This is a genomic window from Pilimelia terevasa, from assembly GCF_014647915.1.
In the GTDB taxonomy this organism is placed as follows: Bacteria; Actinomycetota; Actinomycetes; order Mycobacteriales; family Micromonosporaceae; genus Pilimelia; species Pilimelia terevasa.
The window spans coordinates 418,339-437,644 of sequence record NZ_BMQC01000002.1 but is presented as its reverse complement, the minus strand read 5'-3'; the positions used below and the strand labels follow the sequence as shown (position 1 = coordinate 437,644).

The following is a 19,306-nucleotide window of genomic DNA, read 5'->3' as shown; positions in this document are numbered from 1 at the left end:
CGCAAGGCCGCCCGTCAGCGGGTCAGCACGGTCGGCTCGTGGGCCACGGGGAAGTTCACCGACGCGGCGATGAAGCAGGCCCGGTGCGCGTCGGCGTGCAGCGCCAGGGCCCGTTCGCACATCCCCGGGTCGGCGACGACGACCTCGGGACGCAGCGTGGCGGACGTGAAGGACCCGCCCTCGCGGCCGGCCCGCATCGCGCCCTCCGCCCGGTCGGTGTACCCGGTGACCACGACGCCGCCCACGGCGCACAGGTGCAGATAGGACAGCATGTGGCACTGGGCCAGGGCCGCGAGCAGGAGCTGCTCGGGGTTCCACCGGTCGGCGTCGCCGTGGAACGCCCGGTCGGCGCTGCCGGCCAGCGGCGGCGGACCGTCGGCGGTCACCACGTGGGTGCGGTCGTAGGAGCGGTAGCCGGTGGTACCGGCGCCGCGGTCACCGGTCCAGGCGACCGTCACGGCGTACTGGTGTTCGCGCATACCCATACCTCAGCACACCGGCGGGCCGCGCGTCAGGCGACGCGGCAGCGCCGGCCGCCCAGCGCGACGACGTCGCCGCGGACCAACTGCCGGCCGCGCCGCCGCTCCACCTCGCCGTTGACCCGGACCTCCCCGTCGGCGATCAGCTCCTTGGCGTCCCCGCCGGTCTCGACCAGGTCCGCCAGCTTGAGTAGCTGACCCAGCCGGATCCCACCCGCCCCGACCTCGATGTCGCGCATCCCTATCTCCCACTCCCCCACAGCTCACGCAACGCCTGCAACGTGTCCTCGCGCCAGCGGGCGAAAGAGGGCACCTTGTCGAGGACGTCCAGAGTGATCAGTCCGGCCAGCCGCTCGTAGTAGTCGGTGACGGGCCGGCGGATGCGGATGCCGAGCTGCTGCAACGGCACCTTCGGATCAGGTACGCGCTCGACGGCGGCCGCCGACCGGGGTACGCCCAGCTCGTCGTCCGACCAGCTCACCCCCAGGGCGCGGCGGAGCGCCTGTCCGTCCGCGAGGATCCAGGCCTCCGTCTCGCGCATCGGCACCACCGTGACCAGGCGCCCGGTGGCGGCGGTCCACCGCTGCCGCAGCGGCTCCCGCCACTCGCGTTCGACGCGCTCGCCGTTCGCCCCGGCGTCGCGGTGCGCGAAGACGAGGTCGAAGCTGCCGCTGTTGCGCGCCGCGACACCCAGGATCTCCTCCACGCTGGGCGGACCGGTGCGGCAGCGAACCGGCATCACGTCGGCGACCTCCACCGGAAAGTCGAAGTGGTGCGCGCACATGCGTTCCAACGCACGCCCCAGCAGGCCCGGGTAGATGCGGTCGTCGCTGGTGCCCTCGGCCAGGAGAGCGCATGACAGGTATCTCACGGGTCGCCCAGCGACTCGCGCACCTCGTAGGCGGCGATCTCGGCATCGCTCACCACGTGGACCTCCGGGTCGGCGAGCAGGGGCTGCACGCGGTCGCGCACGGCACGCCAGCGGGTCACCCGGCTGACCCGCCCGCTGCCCTCCGTCCGCGTCACCGCGTCCAGCCAGATCACGTTCTGCTGGACGAGACTGCCGGGATCGTGGGACAGGGTGTGCAGGATCGCCGGCGAGTGGCTGCTGACCACAAGCTGGACCGGCGTCTCGGCCGCACCGGAGATCCGCCGCTCAAGCCCGCGTTCGACCTGCGTACGCAGATGGCGCATCAGTACCTGCAACCGCTGCGGGAACACCCCGTTCTCGGGCTCCTCGAAGCACACGAGACCCGCGCCGCGCGGCTCGTAGAGGGCGGCAAGCAGCGCGACGGTACGCAGCGTGCCGTCGGACGAGACGCGCGCCAGGAACGGCGCCTCGCCGTTGGTGAGCACCTCCACCTGCCGCTGCCGGCGTCCGGGGTCGTCGCTGATCCGCACGCCCTGGATGCCGGCCACGACGCTGGCCAGGTCCGCCGAGATATCGTTCAGCACTCCCTCGGGGCGATCCCCGGTACCCGTCTCCCGGCTGACGCGCCGCAGGGTGTTGGGCAGGTGTTGGCCCGTACCCGAGAGGCTGTCCGGGTCGTCGTAGGAGTCCGCCATCCGCAGCGCCGTCGGGTCGAGGTGGAGGAGGCGCCAGTTGGCGATCTCACGCTGGAGGGCGAACAGAAGCGGAAAGTCGTTGGCGGTCGTGATGCTCGACAGCGCCGTCGCCGTGGCATCGGCGGCCGGTAGCTGGCGCGGCTGGCCCTGTGACCCCTGCTGGTAGATCTTGAACCGTGGCCGCTCGGGGTCGGCGTCCACGTCCAGCAGCGGCTTGCGGTTCAGCGAGTAGACCGCGAGCCGCTCGGCGACCTGCGGCGGAAACTGCCTGATCCACCTGTCGTCGGCTTTCCTGATCCGCTGGACCCTTTCGTCGACGACGAATGGTCGCAGGCTCAGGTCGACCCGGCGGGCTTCGATCTCCACCTCGTAGCGGAGTCGGGAGTGGGTCACCACTGCCCGGTCGCCGAACGCGTCCACGGCAGCGCCGTCGAGCAGTACCTCCACCGCGAACCGCATCCGGTCGGCGTGACTGCCGTCCGCGTAGCGGTGCAGCAGTTCGGCCAGGTCTCCGCGGGTGTGCTGCACCGCGTGGAGGAGGGGCTCCGTCGCCAACAGCCGCAGGAACTGGAGCGCGTCGAAAAGGTTGGACTTGCCCGCGGCGTTGCGGCCGACGACCGTGAGCAGTGGCGGGACGTCCAGTGCGAAGCCACGGAAGGTCTTGAAGCCGTCGATCTCGATCCGGGTGAGCACGGCGACTCCCGCTACAAGGCCGGCGGCGCGAGCGGGCCGACGGCGGCCTCCAGCGCGGCGGCGACCCGGTACATCCGGTCGTCGGCCATCGTCGGCGCCATCACCTGGAGGCCGACCGGGAGGCCGTCGGACAGGCCGGCCGGTACGGAGATCGCCGGGCCGCCGTACAGGTTGGTCGGGATCGTGTACAGGTCAGCCAGGTACATCTGGTACGGGTCCGAGGTGCGCGCGCCGAACGGGAACGCCACGAACGGGGTCGTGGGCGAGATCAGCGCGTCGACCCTGCCGAACGCCGCCGTGAAGTCCCGGGTGATCAGCGTGCGGACCTTCTGGGCCTGCCCGTAGTACGCGTCGTAGTAGCCCGAGGACAGGGCGTACGCGCCGAGGATGATGCGCCGCTTCACCTCCGCGCCGAAGCCCGCCTCGCGGGTCATCGACATGACCTCCTCCAGCGAGCGCTGGCCGTCGTCGCCGGTGCGCAGGCCGAACCGGACGCCGTCGAAGCGGGCCAGGTTCGAGGAGCACTCGCTCGGCGCGATCAGGTAGTACGCCGGCAGCGCGTACGCGAAGTGGGGGCAGGAGACCTCGACGATCTCCGCGCCGAGCTTCGTCAGGCGCGCGACGGTGTCCCGGAACACCGCGGCCACGCCCGGCTCGGCGCCGTCGCCCGCGAACTCGGCCACCACGCCCAGCCGGACGCCGGACAGGTCGCCCGAGGCGCCCCGGCGGGCCGCCTCGACGACCGGCGGCACGGGCGCGGGGATCGACGTGGAGTCCATCGGGTCGTGGCCGCCGATCACCGCGTGCAGCAGAGCGGCGTCGGTGACGGTGCGGGCGCAGGGGCCCGGGGTGTCCAGCGAGGACGAGAAGGCGACCAGGCCGTAGCGGGAGGTGCCGCCGTAGGTGGGTTTGACGCCGACGGTGCCGGTGACCGCGCCCGGCTGGCGGATCGAGCCGCCGGTGTCGGTGCCGATGGCCAGCGGGGCCTCGTAGCCGGCCACGGCCGCGGCCGAGCCGCCGCCGGAGCCGCCCGGGATCCGGCCGAGGTCCCACGGGTTGCGGGTCGGGCCGTACGCGGAGTACTCGGTGGAGGAGCCCATCGCGAACTCGTCCATGTTGGTCTTGCCGAGGATCACCATGCCGGCCTCGCGCAGGCGGGCGACGAGCGTCGCGTCGTACGGCGGCCGCCAGCCCTCCAGGATCTTCGAGCCCGCGGTGGTCGGCACCCCCCGGGTGCACAGCACGTCCTTGACGGCGACCGGCACGCCGGCCAGCGGGCCGAGCGCCTCCCCGGCGGCGCGGCGGGCGTCCACGGCCCGGGCGGCGGCCAGCGCGCCGTCGGCGTCGACGTGCAGGAAGGCGTGCACGCGCGCGTCCACGGCGGCGATCCGGTCCAGGTGGGCCCGGGTGACCTCCTCCGCGGACGACTCGCCCGCGGCGATGGCGCGGCCGAGCTGCTCGGCGGTCGCGGTGGTGAGATCGGTCATGCTCACGCCTCCTCGTCCAGGATGCGCGGCACCCGGAAACGGTCCTCGTACGCGTCGGGCGCGCCGGCCAGCGCCTCGTCCCGCGCCAGCCCGGGGCGTACCTCGTCGGCGCGCAGGACGTTGGTCAGCGGCACCGAGTGCGAGGTCGGCGGGATGTCCGCCGCCACCACCTCGCCGACGCGGGCGACCGCCTGGAGAATGACGTCGAGCTGCCCGGCGAACTGGTCCAGCTCGGCGTCGGTGACGGCGAGCCGCGACAGGCGCGCCAGGTGCGCGACCTCCTCGCGGGAGATGGCGGCCATCGGTCCCCCTCGGTGACGGGTGGGTGCGGGTGCGACCCGTGGAGTCTATTTGCTGCGCGGGCTGGCCGAGGCGGCCGGGGTCGCGGCGAGTCCGTCGCGTGTCGCGCCGGTCGCGGCGGCGGGCGCCTCGTCGGCGGCGCCGTCGCGGGGGGCCAGCGGGCGCGGGGCCGGCAGGCGGGCGGGCACCACGGGCCGGTACCGCCCCAGCCACGTCATCAGTTCGTCGGCCGGCATCGGGCGGGCGTGGAACCAGCCCTGGGCGACGTGGCAGCCGGCGGCGTGCAGTGCCCGCCAGATCCGCTCGTCCTCCACGCCCTCGGCGACCACCCGCAGCCCGAGGGCGCCGGACAGCTCGATGATCGAGCGGACGATCGCCGCGTCGTCCGGGTCCACGGCCATGCCCAGGACGAACGAACGGTCGATCTTGACCTCGGTCAGCGGCAGCCGCCGCAGGTGCGACATCGAGGAGTAGCCGGTGCCGAAGTCGTCCAGCGCGATGGCCACCCCGGTGCGGTCCAGCCGGCTGATGGTGGCCAGCACCCGGCGCGGGTCGGCCATCAGCGCGCCCTCGGTGATCTCCAACTGGATCAGGTACGGCGGCAGGTCGTGCGCGGCGAGCAGCCGGGCGATCTGGTCCACGAGTTCGCCGGTGTGCAGGTCGCGGACGCTGACGTTGAGCGACGCGCGCAGCGGCCGGCCGGCCGCCGCCCAGGCGGCCACCTGGTGGACGACGGTGTCCACGACCCGCCGGGTCAGCAGGGCCATCACCGCCGTCTGCTCGGCGACCCGGATCAGCTCCTCCGGGTCGACCAGGCCGCGCCGCGGGTGGTGCCAGCGCAGCAGCGCCTCCACGCCGACGACCTCGCCGGTGGCGATGTCCACCTGGGGCTGGTAATACATGGCGATCTCGTCGGCCGCCGGGTCCTCCAGCGCCCGGCGCAGGTCGGCGAGCAGGGCCAGCCGGTCGGCGGTGTGGTGGTCGGACTCCGGGGCGTACACGGCGGTCCCGGCGCTGCTCTGCTTGGCCTCGTACATCGCCACGTCGGCGCGGCGCAGCAGCGTGTGCACGTCGTCGCCGTGGCGCGGGTACAGCGCAATGCCCATCGAGGCGTCCACGTCCAGCGGCAGCCCGTCCAGGACCACGGGCGGGCGCAGGGCCGCGCACAGCCGGTCGGCCAGCTCCCGGGCCTGCGCCTCGCCGCCGACGCCGACGGACAGGACGGCGAACTCGTCGCCGCCGAGGCGCGCGACCACGTCGGAGGGCCCGACGGCCGCGGTGAGCCGGTGCCCGACCTCGACCAGGAGCTGGTCGCCGACGGTGTGGCCGAGGGCGTCGTTGACGTGCTGGAAGCGGTCCAGGTCGAGCAGGATCAGGGCCATCGGCGGGCGCCGGCCGCGGCCGGGGGCCGCGATCCGGGCGGCGACGGCCGCGACGAGGGCGGTCCGGCTGGCCAGGCCGGTGAGGGTGTCCAGCCGGTCGCGGGCGATCTGCTCGGCGGCCAGCCGGCTCATCCGGTACACCGCGTACAGCGGCACGAGCACTAGGGGAATCAGCGCCGGGGTGGCCGACGCGGCGCTGAGCATGATCGGGCTGAGCAGCAGCAGGGCGGCGGTGGCCAGCGCCTCCACCCCCAGGCCGGGGAAGGCGCGCGCCCACCCGCCGCCGAAGCGCAGGTGGACGGCCAGGGTCACGGCGCCGTTGTTGACGCCGAACCAGGCCAGCCCGGCCAGCCCGAGCAGGGCCACCTGGCCCCACCGCTGCGGTACGCCCGGCGGCGCCGACCCGCCCAGCCGCAGCACCAGGTCGGCGGCCGCGAGCGCGAGGGTGTACTGCCCGACGTTGAAGCTCGCCCGCCACAGCGCCTGCCGCTGCCGGAGCGCGGCCACGACGACGGCCGCGCACTGCACCGCCGCGGCGGCGCCGAGTCCCCACTGGAGCAGGATCGCGAAGGTGAAGCAGATCGAGGGGAAGATCGCCGAGCTCTCCCGGCGGCCGGGCGGGACGAAGGGCCGGGCGTCGCTGACGACCGCGAGGATCGCCATCAGCCAGAAGCCCGCCGGCAGGTCGGGCACCGTGTCGACGAGGCGGCGCAGCGGGCCGGCGCAGGCCGTGACCGCGGCGATGGTGATCAACAGGGCGAAGCCGTAGAGCGGTACCGCCCGGTCGCGGGGAACCGTGTTCCGCGACGCTTCAGGCCCCATGGACGAACCTCCGACGCCTCATCCGGCTACGACCGTCGCCGGGCGGGGCCGTTCCTACTTCGTGTACACGCTACGGAGTAACGGACACTAAGGGACTAACCGGACTAACTTGTAACAAATTTGCAATCCCGGAGTGCGGGCCGTCCTACTCGCCGCGCTCGGCGACCGCCTCGGCGGCCTCGGGACCCCGGTCGAGCAGTACCGCGAAACCGGCCTCGTCGAGCACCGGCACCCCGAGCGTCAACGCCTTGTCGTATTTGCTGCCGGGGTTGTCCCCCACGACCACGAAACTGGTCTTCTTCGAAACGGATCCACTGACTTTCCCTCCGCGCGCCGCCACCGCCTCGGTGGCCTGGTCCCGCGAGTACGCCGCGAGCGTGCCGGTCACCACCACCGTCATCCCCTCCAACGGGCGCGGTCCCTGCTCGGCCGACTCCTCCGCCATCCGCACCCCGGCGGCGCGCCACTTCGCCACGACCTCACGGTGCCAGTCCACAGCAAACCATTGCCGGACGCTTTCCGCGATAGTCGGACCGACCCCTTCTGCCGCGGCCAATTCGTCGACGGCCGCCTCGGCAATGGCGTCCAGCGACCGGAAGTGCCTGGCCAGCCCCTGCGCGGACGTCGGCCCGACGTGGCGGATGGACAACGCGACAATAACTCTCCACAGTGGCCTGCCCTTGGCCACCTCCAGGTGCTCCAGTAGCTTTGCGGCATTGCTGCCCAACGATCCGTCCTTGTTCACGAAGAACGGACACCGGGCCAGCGCCGCCGCGTCGAGCCCGAACAGGTCGCCCTCGTCGGCGATGACCCCGGAGTCCAGCAGCGCGTTGGCCGCCTTCACCCCGAGCACCTCGATGTCCAGGGCGCCGCGGCCGGCCAGGTGGAACACCCGCTCGCGCAACTGGGCCGGGCAGGACCGGCGGTTCGGGCAGCGGATGTCGATGTCGCCCTCCTTGGCCGGCGCCAGCGCGGTGCCGCACACCGGGCAGTGGTCGGGCATCACGAACGCCCGCGCGTCGGCCGGCCGCCGCTCGACCACCGGGCCGAGCACCTCGGGGATCACGTCGCCGGCCTTGCGCAGCACCACGGTGTCCCCGATCAGCACGCCCTTGCGGGCCACCTCCTGCGCGTTGTGCAGGGTGGCCAGCGCCACGGTCGAACCGGCCACGAGCACCGGCTCCAGGACCGCGAACGGGGTCACCCGGCCCGTGCGCCCGACGTTGACCTGGATGTCGCGCAGCAGCGTGGTGACCTCCTCGGGCGGGTACTTGTAGGCGATCGCCCAGCGCGGCGCGCGGCTGGTCGAGCCGAGCCGCCCCTGCACAGCCACGTCGTCCACCTTGACCACGACGCCGTCGATCTCGTGCGCCACGTCGTGCCGGTGCGCCGCGTAGTGCCCGACGTACTCCCGTACGGCGGCCAGGTCCGGCGCCGGCCGCCACAGGTCGCTGACCGGCAGGCCCCAGGCGCCCATCGTCGCGTAGGCCGCGGACTGCGAGACCGGGGCGAAGCCGGCGCGGGCCCCGACGCCGTGCACCACCATCCGCAGCCGGCGCGAGGCGGTGACCCGCGGGTCCTTCTGCCGCAGGCTGCCGGCCGCGGCGTTGCGCGGGTTGGCGAAGGGTGCCCGGCCCTGCTCCACCAGGGCCGCGTTGAGCGCGGCGAACGCCGCCACCGGGAAGTACACCTCGCCGCGGACCTCCAGCAGCGCGGGCAGGTCCGCGCCGGTGAGCCGGTCGGGGACGTCGGCGATCGTGCGGACGTTGGCCGTCACGTCCTCGCCCGTGCGCCCGTCGCCGCGGGTCGCGGCGCGCACCAGCCGGCCGTCCTCGTACGTGAGGTTGATCGCCAGGCCGTCGACCTTGACCTCGCACAGGTAGCCGACCGGGCCGCCCGCATCGCGGGTGACCCGCTCGGCCCACGCCGCCAGCTCCGCGTCGTCGAAGGCGTTGTCCAGCGAGAGCATCCGCTGCGCGTGCGCCACGGGCGTGAAGTCGGTCGAGAACGTGCCGCCGACCCGCTGCGTCGGCGAGTCCGGGGTGCGCAGCGCCGGGTACTGCTCCTCCAGCGCCGCCAGCGTGCGCAGCAGCGCGTCGAACTCCGCGTCGGGGACGGTCGGGGCGTCCAGGACGTAGTAGCGGAACTGGTGCGTGCCCACCTCCTCGGCGAGCCGGGCGTGCCGGGCGCGGGCCTCGGGCGGCGGCTCGGCGCCGCCGTCGCCGGGGGCGGGGCTGACTTGCGCTGCGTCGGACACCGGTTGACCTCCGTGCTGGCGGCGCCGCGGCCAGGGCGCGGCACAGCCGGGCACCGGACCGGCGCGGCGCCGGATGCGTGCGGGTGCGCCCCGACCACGGGTCGCATGATCGCGGCGCTCTCGCGATAGTGCCGCATCCGGCACGCTAGTCACCGCCTGCGACACGCGGACCGCGGGCCGGCGACCCTCAGGCGGACCGCGGGCCGGCGACCGGACCGGCGGGGCCGGCGACCCCTCAGGCCGCCCCGTCCTCCCAGGCGGTCCCGAGCAGGTGGAGCTGGTCGGCGTACTCGATCCGGTGCGCCCACCCCGCCGGCCAGCCCTCCATCCCGTGCGCCGCCCCCAGCAGCGCGCCGGCCAGCGCGGCGATCGAGTCGGAGTCGCCCGAGGTCGCGGCGGCGCGGCCGAGGCCCGCGACCGGGTCGTCCCGGTGCCGGACCGCGCAGTACAGCGCCGTGGCCAGCGCCTCCTCGGCGACCCACCCGGCACCGGTGGCCAGGCAGGCGTCGCCGCCGTCGTCCGGGGCGGTGAGCGCGGCCTCCAGCCGGTCGAGGGCGGCGGCGCACTCGCCCCACCCGCGGGCGGTGAACTCCGCCGGGCTGTCGATGCCCGGCTGGTGCCACAGGTCGCCCAGCCACTCGCCGCGGTACACCGTGCGCTGCGAGTCGCACCGGGCCCGCAGCAGGCCGGGCACCCGGCCCAGCGGCGCGCCGTCGCGCAGCACCCACACCGCCAGCGCGGTCAGCTCGGCCGCCGCGACGGCCGTGGGGTGACCGTGGGTGAGTGCGGCCTGGAACTGCGCCATTCCGGCCAGGGTGTCGGTGTCCAGCCCGCGCAGCAGGCCGACCGGGGTGGCCCGCATGTTCGCGCCGCAGCCCTTGGACGCTGTCACGGTCGCCTCCCGCCACGGCAGCCCGGCGGCCAGCCGGCCGATCGCCTCCAGGCAGGTGCGGCCGGGGGCGCGGGTCTGGTCGGCGCTCATCGCCCAGGCGACGAACCGGGCGCGCAGCAGCGGTTCGAGCAGGTCCGGCGTGGGGCCGTCGGCGTCGTGCAGGGACCAGGCGACGGCCAGCGCGAGCTGGGTGTCGTCGGTGACCCGGGCGGGGTCGCCGACCAGGTCGCGGGGGCCGCCGGAGCCGTACCGGGCGACGATGGCGGGGTAGCCGAGGAACTCGGTGGGCGCGCCCAGCGCGTCGCCGTACGCGAGCCCGAACAGTGATCCGGTGACCCGCCGCACCGTCAGCTCCACAGCCGACCGGACCACGCGCCCCCGACCGTGGTCGGCGGGACGGGAGGTCGCGAGGTCGCCGCGGTGGACCGCAGCCCGGTCGGACCGGGACAGGCGAGCACAAACGAGTGCAAGCGGCCAATCACGGCAACTCCTTCCATTGATGGTCGTGAACCATAGTCCGATGGTGATCTATGCGCCAATCCGGTCACGGAGCTCCCGGGCGGCCTCGTGACACGCCGTGAGCAGGGCGCGGGCACGGGTCGCCGAAGCGCCCGCGAGACCACAGGCGGGCGTCACGACCACCTGACGCGGGAGCAGCTCCGGCGCGAAGCCGAGGACGTGCCACAGCCGCTGCACCCGGTCCGCGACCACCTGGGCGCTCGCCGGTACCTGCGGATCGGTGCTGGCGGCACCGGCGAACAACCCCAGACCACGGTCCAGCGCCCCGCCGAGTTCATCCAGGTCGCCCATCTGGTCGAGGTCGACCGCCACGGCGGCCGCCCCGGCCGAGGCGATCAGCGCCACCGGCGCGTCCGCGGCGCAGCAGTGGACGGTCGTCGGCACGCCCGCCCCCTCGACGACCGCCGCGAGCGCCGACCGGGCCAGGTCGGCCTCGACCGGGCGGATCGCCGACAGCGTGCTCGCGGTGGGAATCCGCCCGGCGAGCACCGCCGGCAGCAGCGGCTCGTCCAGTTGCAGCAGGAGGTGGGCGCCCGGGACGCGCGCCGCGACGTCGGCCACGTGGACCCGGACCCCCTCGGCCAGCGCCCCGGCGACGTCCCGGGCCGCGCCCGGGTCGGCCAGCGCCGGGCCGCCCCGGGGCAGCTCCAGGCTCGCCGCCAGCGTCCACGGGCCGGCGACCTGCACCTTCAGCGGGCCGGTGTAGCCGTCAGCGGCGGCCGTGAGCTGGTCGAGGTCGCGCTCCATCAGGTCCCGGGTCACCCGCAGGTCCCGGCCGGGGTGGCTGGCCAGTTGCCAGCGCGCGGCGTACAGCTCGACCGGCAGCGCGGCGAGCAGGCCGGCACCGCGGCCGACCAGGTCGGCGCCGGGACCGCGGCCGGGCAGCTCGACCAGGTGCGGCAGGTCACCCAGCTCGCCGAGCACCATCCGCTGCGCCTCGGCCACGTCGGTGCCGGGCAGGGAACCGATGCCGGTGGCGGAGCCCGCCGGCCAGGGCCACGTCTGCGCACTCATGAGCGCCGAGGTTACCCGGGAGTCAGTTGTCGCGGTGACCCGCGCCACCGGGGGCCGCTCAGGCGATGGTGGCGGCGCCGAGCACGATGTCGCCGCCGGGGTCCGGGCGGTACGCGACGAGCGCCTGGCCCGCCGCCACGCCGCGCACCGGCGTGCGCAGCCGGGCGGACCAGCCGTCGGCGCCGGCGGTCAGGACCGCGGGCGTGGCGGCGCCGTGCGCGCGGAGCTGCACCGCGCACTCCAGCGGCGCCGCGGGCGGCGGGCAGCCGGTCCAGACCGGGCGGACGGCGCGCACCTCGTCGACCTCCAGCGCCGCCGCCGGCCCGACGGTGACCGTGTTGCTGACCGGGGTCACCGACAGGACGTAGCGGGGCCGGCCGTCGGGGGCCGGGCGGTCCAGCCGCAGGCCGCGCCGCTGGCCGACGGTGTAGGCGTAGGCGCCGCCGTGGGTGCCGAGGACCTCGCCGCTGGCCGCGTCGACGATGTCACCGGGGCGCTCGCCGAGCCGCCGGGCCAGGAACCCGCGCGTGTCGCCGTCGGCGATGAAGCAGATGTCGTGCGAGTCCGGCTTGTCCGCCACCGCGAGGCCGCGGGCGGCCGCCTCCGCGCGGACCTGCTCCTTGGTGGAGTCGCCGAGCGGGAACAGCGAGCGGTCGAGCTGGCGGCGGTCGAGGACGGCCAGCACGTACGACTGGTCCTTCGCGGTGTCGACGCTGCGCCGCAGCAGGCCGTCCGCGCCGAGCCGGGCGTGGTGGCCGGTCACGACCGCGTCGAAGCCGAGCGCGACGGCCCGGTCCAGGACCGCCGCGAACTTGATCTTCTCGTTGCAGCGCAGGCAGGGGTTCGGGGTCCGGCCGGCGGCGTACTCGGCGACGAAGTCCTCGACCACGTCCTCGTGGAACTCCTGCGCCAGGTCCCAGACGTAGAACGGGATGCCGAGGACGTCGGCGGCGCGGCGGGCGTCGCGGGCGTCCTCGGCGGTGCAGCAGCCGCGCGCGCCGGTGCGGTACGCCTGGGGGTGGCGGGAGAGCGCCAGGTGCACGCCCGTGACGTCGTGGCCGGCGTCGACGGCGCGGGCCGCGGCCACCGCCGAGTCGACCCCGCCGGACATCGCCGCCACCACTCGCACGCGCCCACGGTACCGCGGGCCGCCGGGCCCGCCCTACTGGCCCCAGACCAGGCAGAACGGATGGCCGGCGGGGTCGGCGTACACCCGGAAGCCCGACCGGACCCCGCCGCCGCCGCGCAGCAGCCGGGCACCGAGGGCGCACACCCGCGGCTCGGCGACGCCGATGTCGGCGACCTCGATGTCCAGGTGCGCCTGCTGCGGGACGCCGGGCTCCGGCCAGGTCGGCGCCGGGTCCGCGGGCGCCCGCTGGAAGGCCAGCCGGACGCCGTCGCCCGCGCGCAGCGTCACCCAGGTCTCGTCCTCGTCGACCACGGCCAGCCCGGTCAGCTCCGCGTAGAACCGGGCCAGCGCGGCCGGGTCGGGGCAGTCGAGCACCACGGTGTGCAGCTTGCCTACGCTCATCCCCCGACCCTAGCGGCCGCCCCTTGGCAGCATCCGATATCACATGTAAGCTTTTTCTTACACGTGGAAGGTGATGCTGTGGATGAACCTGTGAACGGGGACCGGTTGCTCGCGGCGCTGTCCGCCCTGGGCAACCCGCAGCGGATGCGGATCGTGGCCACCCTCGCCGGCCGCCGGCAGTACGTCTCCCAGCTCGCCCGCGAGCTGGGGATCAGCCGGCCGCTGCTGCACATGCACCTCCAGCGCCTGGAGGCGGCCGACCTGGTCACCGCCGACCTGGAGATCTCCGACAGCGGCAAGGCCGTGAAGTACGTCGAGGCGGCGCCGTTCGCGCTGCATCTGACCCCCGAGACGATCGCCCGGGCGATCCCGACCCTGACCGAGCAGAAGGAGCAGAAATGAAGGACAACGTCCCCGCGTGGCCCGAGGTCGTGATGGGCATCGGCTTCGGGCTGGGCTTCCTCGTCCTGCTGACGATCGTGCTGGTGGTCAGCATCCGGGCGTTCACCCAGACGAAGCAGGCCAGTGCCGCGCTGGCGCGCGACGACGCGTACCGCAGGCTGGCCGAGCAGTACGACGCGCACCTGACCCGGGCGGCCACCGCCGAGCGCGACATGCGCGACGAGCTGGCGTTCATCCGCTCCCGCGTGGAGGCCGTGGAGACCCTGCTGCGCAGCGTCGACTGACCCCGCGCGACGACCGGATCCGCGCGGCGACCGGCTCGCCGGTGGCGCGGGGGCGCGCAGGGCGCCGGTGGCGCGGCGGGGTCAGCGGCGGGCGCGCAGGGCGCCGGCCGCGCGGGCGCGGGCGACCGCCGCCGGCAGCGCCCCGAGCAGGGCCTCGACATCGGCCCTGGTCGAGGTGTGGCCGAGAGTGAAGCGCAGCGAGCCGCGGGCCCGGTCGGCGTCCGCGCCCAGGGCGAGCAGGACGTGGGACGGTTGCGCCACGCCCGCCGAGCAGGCCGAACCGGTCGAGCAGGCCACACCCTGGGCGTCCAGGAGCAGCAGCAGCGCGTCGCCCTCGCAGCCGGGGAAGCTGAAGTGCGCGTTGCCGGGCAGCCGCGCGCGCGGGTGTCCGTTCAGGACCGCGTCCGGCACCGCCGCCCGCACACCGGCGACGAGGGCGTCGCGCAGGGCGGCCCGGGCGGGCGCCGCCCGCTCCCGCTCGGCCACCGCCGCGTCCAGCGCGGCCGCGAACGCCGCGATCCCGGCGACGTCCGGGGTGCCCGAGCGCACGTCGCGCTCCTGGCCGCCGCCGTGCAGCAGCGGCGTACAGGCGACGTCGCGCCCCAGCAGCAGCGCGCCCACCCCGACCGGGCCGCCGAGCTTGTGCCCGCTGACCGTCAGTGCGGCGACCCCGCTGGCGGCGAAGTCGACCGGGACCTGACCCACCGCCTGCACGGCGTCGGTGTGCATCGGCACGCCCCGCGCCGCGGCCAGCCGGGCCAGCTCGGCGATCGGCTGGACCGTGCCGATCTCGTTGTTCGCCCACATCACCGTCACCAGCGCCGGCTCGGGACCCTCGGCCGCCAGCGCCCGCGCCAGGCTGGCCGGGGCGACCACCCCGTCGCCGTCGGTGGGCAGCCAGGTGACCGCGGCGTCCCCGGCGTCGGCCAGCCACTGCACGGCGTCGAGGACGGCGTGGTGCTCGACCGCGCTGGCGATAACCCCGCGCCGGGCCGGCCGCGCGTCGCGGCGCGCCCAGAAGATGCCCTTGACCGCCAGGTTGTCGCTCTCGGTGCCGCCGGCGGTGAAGACGACCTCGGACGGGCGGGCGCCGAGTGCCGCGGCGACCCGCTCGCGCGCCTCCTCGACGCGGCGGCGGGCGCGGCGGCCGGCGGCGTGCAGCGAGGAGGCGTTGCCCACGCCGCCGGCCGCCTCCGCGTAGGCCGCGAGCGCCTCGGGCCGCATGGGCGTCGTCGCGGCGTGGTCCAGGTATGCCATGTCCGGGCCAGCTTAACGTCGGCGCCTCGGCGGACCGGGGCCGACCGGGTACGGGCCCCGGGCGACGGCACCGGGGCGCGGTACCGGGCCGGCGGAGGCGGAGCGTCCACGTTGGACAGGCTGCCCCCACCGGCGCGGCGTGAGCACGTAGGCTCTCCGGTACGCGCGGCTGTTGTCGGGGGAGCGGCGACAGCCGCGCGCTCGCCGCCCGTTCCGGCGCCCGGCCTCGGCCCGCCCCGCCCCGTTTCCGCCCGCCGTTTCCGCCCGGTCGCCGCGGGCGCCGTGCGCCCGGTGGCGGCGCGCGCCGAACCGGTCACTTGCGCTTGCGGATCTCCTCGGCGGCCTGCGGTACAACCTTGAAGATGTCGCCGACGACGCCGAAGTCGGCCAGCTCGAAGATCGGCGCCTCGCCGTCCTTGTTCACCGCCACGATCGTCTTCGAGGTCTGCATACCGGCGCGGTGCTGGATGGCCCCGGAGATGCCGAGTGCGACGTAGAGCTGCGGCGAGACCGTCTTGCCGGTCTGCCCGACCTGGAACTGGTGCGGGTAGAACCCGGAGTCCACCGCCGCGCGCGAGGCGCCCACCGCGCCGCCGAGCAGGTCGGCCAGCTCCTCCACCATCGTGAAGTTCTCCGCGTTGCCGACGCCGCGGCCCCCGGAGACGACGACGGACGCCTCGGTCAGCTCCGGCCGCGAGCCCTTCTGCTCGACCACCCGCTCGGACACCCGGGCCAGCCGGTCGGCGTCGGTCAGCTCCACGGCCACCGGCGTCACCTCGGCGTCGGCCGGGGCCGGCGTGGGGCTGATCGAGTTCGGCCGCAGCGCGACCAGCGGCAGGCCGCGGGTCACCCGGGCCGTGACGATGGTGGCCCCGGCGAACGCGACCTGCGTGGCCGCGCCGTCGGCGGCGACGGCGACGGCGTCGGTGAGCAGGCCGTTGTCCAGCCGGACCGCCAGGCGGCCGGCGATCTCCTTGCCCTCCTGGGTGGCCCCCACGAGGACGGCCGCCGGCTGGACCCGGGCGACCAGGTGCGCGAGGACGCTGACCTTCGGCGCGACGAGGTGGTTGTCGATGTCCTCGTGCTCGGCCGCGTAGATTTTCGCCGCCCCGTACTCGGCGAGCTTGTCGGTCAGCGCCGCGGCCGCGCCGGGCGCGCCCATGACGACGGCCGCGGGGGTGCCCAGCTCGCGGGCGTGGGTGAGCAGTTCGAGGGTGACCTTCTTGACGCCGGCCGCGTTGGCCTCGACGACGACGAGTACCTCAGCCATGATCCTTCTCCCCTGCCCTGCTCAGACGAACTTCTCGGTGGCCAGGTACTCCACCAGTCGGACCCCGCCGTCGCCGGAGTCGGCGACCGTCACGCCGGCGCTGCGGGCGGGGCGCCTGCGGTGCTCCAGCACCGCACTGGTGGCCCCCGCGGCGCCGACCTCCTCGGCCGGGATCCCCAGGTCGGCGAGGCTGACCGTGCGGACGGGCTTCTTCTTCGCGGCCATGATGCCCTTGAACGACGGGTACCGCGGCTCGTTGATCGTGTCCCAGACGGAGACGACCGCCGGGGTGGCGGCCGTGACGACCTCGTACCCCTCGTCGGTCTGCCGCTCGACGGTCAGGGTGTCCCCGTCGACGGTCAGCTTGCGCGCGCCGGTCAGCGCGGCCATGCCCAGGCGCTCGGCCAGCATGTGCGGCATGACCTGGACGCGGCCGTCGGTGGACTCCGCGCCGCAGAGGACGAGGTCCGGGTTCAGCTCGCGCAGCGCGGCGGCCAGCACCCGCGAGGTGGCCAGCGCGCACGAGCCCGCCAGCGCCTCGTCGGTGACGTGGACGGCGCCGTCGGGCCCCATCGACAGCGCCTTGCGGATCGACTCGGCGGCCCGCTCGGGGCCCATGGTGAGGATGGTGACCTCGCCGCCGCCGGCTTCCTGCAGTTGCAGGGCCTCCTCGATGGCGTACTCGTCCATCTCATTGATCACGTTGTCGGCGGCGGCCCGGTCGACGGTGTTGTCGTCGGCGCGCAGGGTGCGCTCCGCCCCGGAGTCAGGCACCTGCTTGACAAGTACGACGATGTTCATCGCGCCCGATGACCCCCCAGCTTGAGGTTAACGATCGTTCATGTGCGGACCCCATCCTAGCCGCACACCGCGGCACCGCGACCGGTCAGGAGGGCGGTCGGGGGGCATCTCACAGGATGCCTGCCGCGGCCGGGTACCGCGACCGACCCGCCGAAGCCCCGGGTGGCGGACCACGGTGTGGTCACACGGGCGGCGATCACGCATGATGGCGGGTATGGCCCGGCTACTCCTGCTGCTCACCGTCGTCGAGATCGGGCTGGCCATCGCCGCCCTGATCAGTTGCCTGTCCACCGACGAGGGGCGGGTCCGGGTGCTGCCCCGGATCGGCTGGGTCATCGTGATCCTGCTGTTCCCCATCGTCGGCGGCGTGGCCTGGTTCGCCGCCGGCCGCGACCGGGCGCCGCGGCCCCCGGCGCCCCGCCGGCCACTGGCGCCCGACGACGACCCCGACTTCCTGCGCTCCCTGCGCGAGCGCCCGGACGACGACCCGCCGCGCCGGCCCTAGGGAGCCCGCGCGGCGGGCGCGCCGTCCGGCGCCGCTGTCAGACCCGCCGCCGGACGGCGCGCACCGCCAGCGGGGCGAAGACGAGCGCGATCACCGCCCCCCAGACCAGCGACAACACGACCGGGCGGGCCACCGGCCCGCCGACCATCAGCCCGCGCATCGCGTCGGCGAGCAGGGTGACCGGGTTGACCTTCACCCACGCCTGGAGCCAGCCGGGCATCGACTCGGTCTGGACGAAGATGTTCGAGGTGAACGTCAGCGGGAACATCACCGTGAACCCGTAGACCTGGACCTTCTCGGGGTCGCTGGCCAGGACGCCGACGAGGACGGCGATCCACGCCGCGGCGAGGGCGAACAGCAGCATCAGGCCGGTGGCCGCCAGGATGCCGAGTACCCCGCCCGGGGCCCGGAAGCCCAGCGCGAAGCCGATGGCCAGCAGCAGCGCGATGGCCCACGCCTGCTTGACGGTGTCGGCCAGGATCCGGCCCGCCAGCGGCGCCGACCGGGCGATCGGCAGCGAACGCAGCCGGTCGAAGACGCCCTTGGTCAGGTCGCTATTGAGGCCCATGCCGGTGTACATCGTGGCGAATATCGTGTTCTGCACGATGATGCCCGGCAGCATGAACTGGAGGTACTGCTGCGGCGAGTCGGCGATCGCGCCGCCGAACACGTACGTGAACAGCAGGACGAACATGATGGGCGTGATGCTCAGGTCGAGCAGCTCCATCGGGTTGTGCCGGATCTGCACCAGGCTGCGCCAGGACAGCGTCAGGGTCTGCTGGAGCGCCGCGGCCGGTGACACCCGGGCGACGGTGGCGGCGGTCATGCCGGTACCTCGTTCTGTGCGGCGCCGGACTCCGCCGGGCGCCCGGTCAGGGACAGGAAGACCTCGTCGAGGCTGGGGTTGCGCAGGGACAGCTCGGCGACCGCCACGCCGTCGGCGTCCAGCCGCCGGACCAGGTGCGGGAGCACGTCGGCGTCCGCCACCCGGACCGACACCTGGTCGCCGGAGGTCTCGGGCGCGGCGTGGTCCAGCGCGGCCAGCGCCGCGGCCACGGTCGGCAGGTGGGCGGCGTCGGCCGGGCGGACCGACAGGGTCTGCGCGCCGGTGCGCGCCTTCAGCTCGGCGGGCGTGCCGGTGGCGATGACCCGGCCGTGGTCGATGACCACGATGTCGTCGGCGAGCCGGTCTGCCTCGTCGAGGTACTGGGTGGTCAGCAGGACCGTGACACCGTCGGCGACCAGGCCGCGGACGATGTCCCAGAGGTCGTTGCGGCTGCGCGGGTCCAGGCCCGTGGTGGGCTCGTCCAGGTAGAGGACGCGGGGCGAGCCGACGAGGCTGGCCGCCAGGTCGAGCCGCCGGCGCATACCGCCCGAGTAGGTCTTGGCCGCGCGCTGGGCGGCGTCGGCCAGGCCGAAGCGCCCGAGCAGGTCCGCGCCGCGGGCCCGGGCGGCGGTGCGGGACAGGCCCAGCAGGCGGCCGATCAGCAGCATGTTCTCCGCGCCGGTCAGGGTCTCGTCGACGGCCGCGTACTGGCCGGTCAGGCCGATGGCCTCGCGGACCCGGTGCGGCGCGGCGGCCAGGTCGTGGCCGGCTACGACGGCGCGCCCGGCGTCGGGCCGCAGCAGCGTGGCCAGGATGCGGACCGCCGTCGTCTTGCCCGCCCCGTTGGGGCCGAGCACGCCCAGGACGGTGCCGCTGGCGACCTCCAGGTCGACGCCGTCGAGCGCGGTGGTGTCGCCGAACCGTTTGACCAGGCCCTCCGCGACGATGGCGGGGCCGGTACTGGTGGCGTGGGTCATGGCAGTGGGATTCCCTCGGACAGCGGGGTGGTCGACAGCCCC

Annotated in this window: 20 protein-coding genes; 3 read left to right on the top strand and 17 right to left on the bottom strand. The window is 74.8% G+C overall.

Annotated elements, in window-relative coordinates; genetic code table 11:
• Window positions 1-14 precede the first annotated feature (14 nt).
• The 12 genes from IEY75_RS04935 to IEY75_RS04880 all read right to left on the bottom strand — a co-directional run bounded on the left by IEY75_RS04935 (window position 15) and on the right by IEY75_RS04880 (window position 12,942).
• The gene (locus IEY75_RS04935) at window positions 15-479 is read right to left on the bottom strand and encodes an OsmC family protein (RefSeq protein WP_229789352.1); all 465 of its coding nucleotides are present in this window, start codon (window positions 477-479) and stop codon (window positions 15-17) included.
• 32 nt (window positions 480-511) lie between these two features.
• The gene (locus IEY75_RS04930) at window positions 512-718 is read right to left on the bottom strand and encodes an RNA-binding S4 domain-containing protein (protein ID WP_189112967.1); all 207 of its coding nucleotides are present in this window, start codon (window positions 716-718) and stop codon (window positions 512-514) included.
• 2 nt (window positions 719-720) lie between these two features.
• Window positions 721-1,350: a DUF4276 family protein gene (locus IEY75_RS04925; protein ID WP_189112966.1), complete on the bottom strand. Its 630-nt coding sequence runs from the start codon at window positions 1,348-1,350 to the stop codon at window positions 721-723.
• The gene (locus tag IEY75_RS04920) at window positions 1,347-2,738 is read right to left on the bottom strand and encodes an AAA family ATPase (RefSeq protein WP_189112965.1); all 1,392 of its coding nucleotides are present in this window, start codon (window positions 2,736-2,738) and stop codon (window positions 1,347-1,349) included. The genes IEY75_RS04925 and IEY75_RS04920 overlap by 4 nt, the downstream gene beginning before the upstream one ends.
• A gap of 11 nt (window positions 2,739-2,749) precedes the next feature.
• The gene (gene gatA, locus IEY75_RS04915; RefSeq protein ID WP_189112964.1) at window positions 2,750-4,225 is read right to left on the bottom strand and encodes an Asp-tRNA(Asn)/Glu-tRNA(Gln) amidotransferase subunit GatA; all 1,476 of its coding nucleotides are present in this window, start codon (window positions 4,223-4,225) and stop codon (window positions 2,750-2,752) included.
• A gap of 2 nt (window positions 4,226-4,227) precedes the next feature.
• Complete coding sequence (gene gatC / locus IEY75_RS04910) at window positions 4,228-4,527, bottom strand: Asp-tRNA(Asn)/Glu-tRNA(Gln) amidotransferase subunit GatC (protein WP_189112963.1); 300 nt, start codon at window positions 4,525-4,527, stop codon at window positions 4,228-4,230.
• A 45-nt stretch (window positions 4,528-4,572) separates the two neighbouring features.
• Complete coding sequence (locus IEY75_RS04905; protein ID WP_189112962.1) at window positions 4,573-6,729, bottom strand: putative bifunctional diguanylate cyclase/phosphodiesterase; 2,157 nt, start codon at window positions 6,727-6,729, stop codon at window positions 4,573-4,575.
• 145 nt (window positions 6,730-6,874) lie between these two features.
• Entirely contained in the window at window positions 6,875-8,986 is a 2,112-nt protein-coding gene (ligA, locus tag IEY75_RS04900; protein WP_189112961.1) for an NAD-dependent DNA ligase LigA, read from the bottom strand.
• Between the two features lie 235 nt (window positions 8,987-9,221).
• Entirely contained in the window at window positions 9,222-10,250 is a 1,029-nt protein-coding gene (locus IEY75_RS04895; protein WP_229789351.1) for an ADP-ribosylglycohydrolase family protein, read from the bottom strand.
• A 156-nt stretch (window positions 10,251-10,406) separates the two neighbouring features.
• Window positions 10,407-11,411 carry a uroporphyrinogen decarboxylase/cobalamine-independent methonine synthase family protein gene (locus IEY75_RS04890; protein WP_189112960.1) on the bottom strand — a complete coding sequence of 335 codons (1,005 nt, stop codon included), beginning with the start codon at window positions 11,409-11,411 and terminating at the stop codon, window positions 10,407-10,409.
• Window positions 11,412-11,469: 58 nt separating this feature from the next.
• Window positions 11,470-12,540: a tRNA 2-thiouridine(34) synthase MnmA gene (gene mnmA, locus IEY75_RS04885; protein WP_189112959.1), complete on the bottom strand. Its 1,071-nt coding sequence runs from the start codon at window positions 12,538-12,540 to the stop codon at window positions 11,470-11,472.
• 33 nt (window positions 12,541-12,573) lie between these two features.
• The gene (locus IEY75_RS04880; RefSeq protein WP_189112958.1) at window positions 12,574-12,942 is read right to left on the bottom strand and encodes a VOC family protein; all 369 of its coding nucleotides are present in this window, start codon (window positions 12,940-12,942) and stop codon (window positions 12,574-12,576) included.
• 78 nt (window positions 12,943-13,020) lie between these two features.
• Here IEY75_RS04880 and IEY75_RS04875 point away from each other — a divergent pair, with 78 nt between their 5' ends.
• Window positions 13,021-13,344 (top strand): ArsR/SmtB family transcription factor, encoded by a 324-nt coding sequence (locus IEY75_RS04875; protein ID WP_268244327.1) that lies wholly within the window; start codon window positions 13,021-13,023, stop codon window positions 13,342-13,344.
• Window positions 13,341-13,628, top strand: a complete 288-nt coding sequence (locus IEY75_RS04870; protein ID WP_189112957.1) for a hypothetical protein — start codon at window positions 13,341-13,343, stop codon at window positions 13,626-13,628. The genes IEY75_RS04875 and IEY75_RS04870 overlap by 4 nt, the downstream gene beginning before the upstream one ends.
• Window positions 13,629-13,709: 81 nt before the next feature.
• On the opposite strand, the gene IEY75_RS04865 is transcribed toward IEY75_RS04870, so the two are convergent.
• The 3 genes from IEY75_RS04865 to IEY75_RS04855 all read right to left on the bottom strand — a co-directional run bounded on the left by IEY75_RS04865 (window position 13,710) and on the right by IEY75_RS04855 (window position 16,956).
• Window positions 13,710-14,885 carry a cysteine desulfurase family protein gene (locus IEY75_RS04865; protein WP_189112956.1) on the bottom strand — a complete coding sequence of 392 codons (1,176 nt, stop codon included), beginning with the start codon at window positions 14,883-14,885 and terminating at the stop codon, window positions 13,710-13,712.
• Window positions 14,886-15,198: 313 nt separating this feature from the next.
• A complete protein-coding gene (locus tag IEY75_RS04860; protein ID WP_189112955.1) occupies window positions 15,199-16,155 on the bottom strand; it encodes an electron transfer flavoprotein subunit alpha/FixB family protein in 957 nt (318 codons plus the stop codon).
• A gap of 21 nt (window positions 16,156-16,176) precedes the next feature.
• On the bottom strand, window positions 16,177-16,956 hold the full coding sequence (locus IEY75_RS04855) for an electron transfer flavoprotein subunit beta/FixA family protein (RefSeq protein ID WP_189112954.1): 780 nt from the start codon (window positions 16,954-16,956) through the stop codon (window positions 16,177-16,179).
• A 214-nt stretch (window positions 16,957-17,170) separates the two neighbouring features.
• Here IEY75_RS04855 and IEY75_RS04850 point away from each other — a divergent pair, with 214 nt between their 5' ends.
• Entirely contained in the window at window positions 17,171-17,461 is a 291-nt protein-coding gene (locus tag IEY75_RS04850; RefSeq protein ID WP_189112953.1) for a PLDc N-terminal domain-containing protein, read from the top strand.
• Between the two features lie 37 nt (window positions 17,462-17,498).
• Here IEY75_RS04850 and IEY75_RS04845 read toward each other — a convergent pair whose 3' ends face one another.
• Together IEY75_RS04845 and IEY75_RS04840 are read right to left on the bottom strand one after the other, a co-directional pair.
• Window positions 17,499-18,287 (bottom strand): ABC transporter permease, encoded by a 789-nt coding sequence (locus IEY75_RS04845; RefSeq protein WP_189112952.1) that lies wholly within the window; start codon window positions 18,285-18,287, stop codon window positions 17,499-17,501.
• The gene (locus tag IEY75_RS04840; protein WP_189112951.1) at window positions 18,284-19,264 is read right to left on the bottom strand and encodes an ATP-binding cassette domain-containing protein; all 981 of its coding nucleotides are present in this window, start codon (window positions 19,262-19,264) and stop codon (window positions 18,284-18,286) included. Before IEY75_RS04840 ends, IEY75_RS04845 begins: the two co-directional genes overlap by 4 nt.
• Window positions 19,265-19,306 lie beyond the last annotated feature (42 nt).